Below are 4,204 nucleotides of genomic sequence, written 5' to 3' on the forward strand. Positions count from 1 at the left end.
TTTACTCCTTAATCCATTTAATTAAATCTTTTTTAGAAGCATCTTTAGGAATAGCCGCAAAACGATCATTAACAGCCTTTTTAATGCGTTCTAAATCAAAGTTAAAGTGTATGTTGGGTCTCACTTTGGGACTCAATTTATCTTCCGTTTCTTTCCGCATTATCTCGTAATCACTCGCTTAATTTACTCAATGTAACCACTTTAGTAACAAGATAATAATCCTAAATAAACGTGTCGGTCTGAATAAATCTCATAGTAAATTCTTCTACTGCTTGTTCACGTCTTGATAAGTCATATTCAACACCAACTGGTCTAGCGATAATATTAGATTCATAACCGCCTATATTGACATTATCTCCAACAAAAGCGTGCAATATTCTTATATGCAATAATCCATCTGCCATTACACCAATAGTTCCATCTTGATGTACGACATTAGATGACCATTGCTGAAAAGCTCTCTTTATTGTTCCTTGTTCATCGTCCATTGTCGTAATGCTGATTTCAACTGGACTGCCTAATTTAGGTCCATCTATTACAGAAGAGCCTATATTGTATTGCTCACCTTCAAGCGTAATAAAAGAGTAGTTTAAATCGGTTGCTAGCATATTAAATGCGGATGTTGTCCCCTCGCCATTCGAATTGGCAAGTGCTGTCCCGACTAAGGGTAACGAATTAATAGTGCTAGAAACAATTTGAGAGGTAATTTTACCTGTAATGTTTCCAATAGAGCCTCCACCAAGCATTTGGCTAATTTTTCCACCAGCAACATTCCCAACCATACCAGAAATGTTGCCAAATAAATTGTTTGCAGCTGGTTGATAGGGTGAAATACTGAGTAACCATAAGTTTTTCCTAGCGTGTTCTATGGCAAAGGCTAGGGCAGTTATTTGCTGAACATCTTTTATTGATAATTTGGCGTGTAGATTACTACCCAGATATTGCCCCATAGCAGATTGAAACGGCTTAGACTCTTTAATTAAATCAGTAATAATTCCGCTGTTCACAGCTGTATCTAAGGCACCACCAATCCCCCCATGTAAAAAGGCTTCGGCTATATTAAATCCTTTATTTAAGATAGGTAATCTGTTTGTACTAACTTTAGATGATAAAACACCTTTACCAATAGATAGGGTTGCGTTAGTTATTTGATCGAGTAGTCCCATAATATACTTTTCTATTTTGTAGTAAGTTATAAGATTATTTTGTAACAAATTCTGAATGATAAAGTTGTCTTTTTCTTAGAGTAAACTGATCATTAGTTCTTTTATTGAAGTATTTAGCAATAGTAGATGAGATGTGATTATTACTTATATTACACGTAATACGTCATTATAATAACCGTACACCCAAATAAGGAGGTCAAAATATGACTATTACAGTAAGATTGCCGGATGAATTACAACAACGCTTAGAGCATTTAGCTATGGAAACAGGAAGAGCAAAATCTTTCTACATTAAACAAGCTCTAGAAGCTTATTTAGAAGATTTAGAAGATTTACTCTTAGCTAATGCAACGTTAGAACGTGTTCGTTCAGGCAAGGAAAAAACATATACATTAAAGGATGTAGAGAATGAACTTAATTTGGACGGTGCTGTTCGCTGATACAGCTTTAATTATTTAAACCATTTAAGTTTTTCTAGCTCTTTTATTTCAAAATCGTGAAATGTTTCAGCCCGATCAATTAACATAGGAAGCAGTTTATCTGCCCTTTTATGGGCATTAGGGGAAATAATATCAATTATTTGAAATAAATTAGGGTAAGCCCAATGAGAATTAAAAACTAAAAAATTATCACTCTGTCTTCTATTTGGTTTGTATTTGTAACGCCAAAATTTACTAATTAGATCTTGCTCAGTTAAAGCGATGTGTATTTTATAAATTTGTGCTTGTACAGCTTTAGGGTTTCTCTCGAAACCACCATAAGAGCCAAAAATATGAGGAAAGTCGGAAAATCCGCTATTGGCAAAATAAACTAGAGATTTAGCTAATTTTTCTAATACTATAGGGTCAAAGTTCTTTTGCACATCAGGATGAATAGTAACAAAACAATTCATCATACAGAATGAACCTTATTGCTATCCGTAATAAGGTTTTCTAGCTCATTTTGATTAAAGGAAATGCCTGTATCTACAATATTAAATTGTTTGTGATTATTTTTTATATTTCCTAAAGCAATGTTAAGTTTAAAAACTTCATTAGAAAATGCTCTTAATTCATTTTTGTACTCAGAAAAAGTTTTTCGTTCAACAAGATAGTTACGCACTAAAACTACAACACTCTGTACTGAATCTCTAATATTAATGAGATCGGGTAGATCTTTATGGAGATGATTTACACGAAATTTATCAGCAGCAAGAAAGCTATTCAACATTGCCACACGCTGTTTTAATAAATTTAGATTTGTTATGACTTCACAGGATTGGGCTTGATTGAAAGTTAGTTCTTGAATGCTTTCTACAGTTTTATTTACTGCATTCATTTGCTCCTGTTGAGGCGTTGCCGCTACTAAAATGGAGGCTAATAGTGCTTTTGCTGCATTCTGTTTTTTCATGGTTTAATAATTTATATCTTAATCTACTTCTGTTTAGATCATAAACTTTAAAGAAGTTAAATGCAATAAAATACCAAGAGTAGTTAAATACATAAGAAAACCAAAAAAATAAGCCTCTTTTAAAATTAGATAATGCCTAAAATGTTTTTATTATTAGAGAGGCTAAAGTGAAATTACCTTTTAAAAGTATTTTTGTTAAAGAAGATACGAATAAACCGTCCAAGAAGTCTAATGTTGAAGAGACTAGAGATTTATTAAGTGATCTTGATTACTCGGCAATCTCGTTAACATCATCAACAGATCTTTTAGTATCTAACAGTCGCAGCCGTAGAGATATTTATCAGCAATGGCTAAAAATGGAAAAAGATCCAATTATTAGTACAGCATTAAAAGCTCATGTTACAGCAGCATTAGGTGGACATGAAACAAAAGGTGATTTAGTTTTTATTGAAACAGAATCAACAGCATCTAATGAAGATAAAAAAATTATTGAAGAGTTAAAAGGTGATTTACAAGATAGATTTAATGATGTGGCCTTTTCTTTAACATACAACGCCATTGCCTTTGGAGACGCTTATTTAAGAACGTATTTTGAAGAAAGAAAGGGGCTAGTTGCTTGTCAATATGATGAATTACTTCACCCGTCATTGGTTTTGCCTTATGAACAAGCGGGATTAACAAAAGGTTTTTTAGTTAATACTGATGGACGCAGCCCATTTAGACTAAATCCATTGCAAGTCGCAAGACTTAAAATGCCTAGAATACAATTAATTCCTCAAGATTCGGTCCTTTATAAAACAGCAAAAGTTAATCTAGTAGAAGATGATGTTAATAAATTGCCGTATCTTCCAGCCCTAGTCGGTGGTTCTTTTTTATATCCTGCTGAAAAGCCTTTTAATGATTTATATACGGCATTAGCTGCTATTGTCGGTCAACGTTGGGTAGATTCCATTGATGAAGGGTTTTTATCTGTCAATCTCACTGGTGGAAGTCCAGAACAACAAACAAGATTAAAAGAATCCATTATAAAAATGCTAAAAATCTCTAAAAGTATGGCTGATAAAGCAGTTAATGGAGAGCCGGTCCTAAGCCGTACTAGACATGTGATTTTTACAACAAATGAAAAGCAAATAGTAACAAGTAATGACGGATTAGGGTCTAAACGAGCTAATACAATTAATATTGATGATATTATGCTACACGCAAGACTAACTGCCGGCGCTTTAGGTGTTGATTTATCAATGTTAGGGTTCGCAGATCAATTATCTGGTGGATTAGGTGAAGGTGGATTTTTCAGAACATCAGCACAAATAGCAGAAGGATCAAGGATGATAAGAGTTGCTTTAGATAGATTCTTTCATCAAATCATTGATAACCATATGATGTTTAAATATGGGAAGAAATTCAATAAGGCAAATAGACCATACGACATTAATTTTTACGGTTCCATTTCTGCTTATGAATCTGAAAAACAAAGAACAAAATTAGATGCAATCAACTCATCAGGCTTAATTGTTCAAACAATATCACAATTAAAAGATGTTGGTTTTGGAGAAAAAGAGTTAATTTCGTTTATGACAAAACAAATGTTATTAGATGAGGAAGAAGTTGCAGCTTATGCGAAATCAATCGCTTCACAGCATAATAAT

Annotated in this window: 5 protein-coding genes; 2 read left to right on the forward strand and 3 right to left on the reverse strand. The window is 33.2% G+C overall.

Going from position 1 to position 4,204, the window contains the following annotated elements; genetic code table 11:
* Nucleotides 1-221: 221 nt before the first annotated feature.
* Nucleotides 222-1,166 carry a hypothetical protein gene (locus PF272_RS01145; RefSeq protein WP_271141325.1) on the reverse strand — a complete coding sequence of 315 codons (945 nt, stop codon included), beginning with the start codon at nt 1,164-1,166 and terminating at the stop codon, nt 222-224.
* Nucleotides 1,167-1,369: 203 nt separating this feature from the next.
* Between PF272_RS01145 and relB the strand changes: the two genes are divergently transcribed.
* Entirely contained in the window at nt 1,370-1,606 is a 237-nt protein-coding gene (gene relB / locus PF272_RS01150; protein ID WP_271141326.1) for a type II toxin-antitoxin system RelB family antitoxin, read from the forward strand.
* A gap of 11 nt (nt 1,607-1,617) precedes the next feature.
* Here relB and PF272_RS01155 read toward each other — a convergent pair whose 3' ends face one another.
* Both PF272_RS01155 and PF272_RS01160 read right to left on the reverse strand, forming a co-directional pair.
* Entirely contained in the window at nt 1,618-2,061 is a 444-nt protein-coding gene (locus tag PF272_RS01155; protein WP_271141327.1) for a type II toxin-antitoxin system YafO family toxin, read from the reverse strand.
* A complete protein-coding gene (locus PF272_RS01160) occupies nt 2,058-2,555 on the reverse strand; it encodes a hypothetical protein (protein ID WP_271141328.1) in 498 nt (165 codons plus the stop codon). The genes PF272_RS01155 and PF272_RS01160 overlap by 4 nt, the downstream gene beginning before the upstream one ends.
* A gap of 167 nt (nt 2,556-2,722) precedes the next feature.
* On the opposite strand from PF272_RS01160, the gene PF272_RS01165 reads away from it, so the two are divergent.
* A partial coding sequence (locus PF272_RS01165; RefSeq protein ID WP_271141329.1) for a hypothetical protein occupies nt 2,723-4,204 on the forward strand: 1,482 nt, incomplete at its 3' end.

It is taken from the genome of Gallibacterium faecale (assembly GCF_027920745.1).
GTDB classification, from domain to species: Bacteria; Pseudomonadota; Gammaproteobacteria; order Enterobacterales; family Pasteurellaceae; genus Gallibacterium; species Gallibacterium faecale.

Coding starts and splice junctions, on each gene's coding strand:
- PF272_RS01145 (WP_271141325.1), bottom strand. CDS start 1,166: ATGGGACTACTCGATCAAATAACTAACGCAACCCTATCTATTGGTAAA.
- relB (WP_271141326.1), top strand. CDS start 1,370: ATGACTATTACAGTAAGATTGCCGGATGAATTACAACAACGCTTAGAG.
- PF272_RS01155 (WP_271141327.1), bottom strand. CDS start 2,061: ATGATGAATTGTTTTGTTACTATTCATCCTGATGTGCAAAAGAACTTT.
- PF272_RS01160 (WP_271141328.1), bottom strand. CDS start 2,555: ATGAAAAAACAGAATGCAGCAAAAGCACTATTAGCCTCCATTTTAGTA.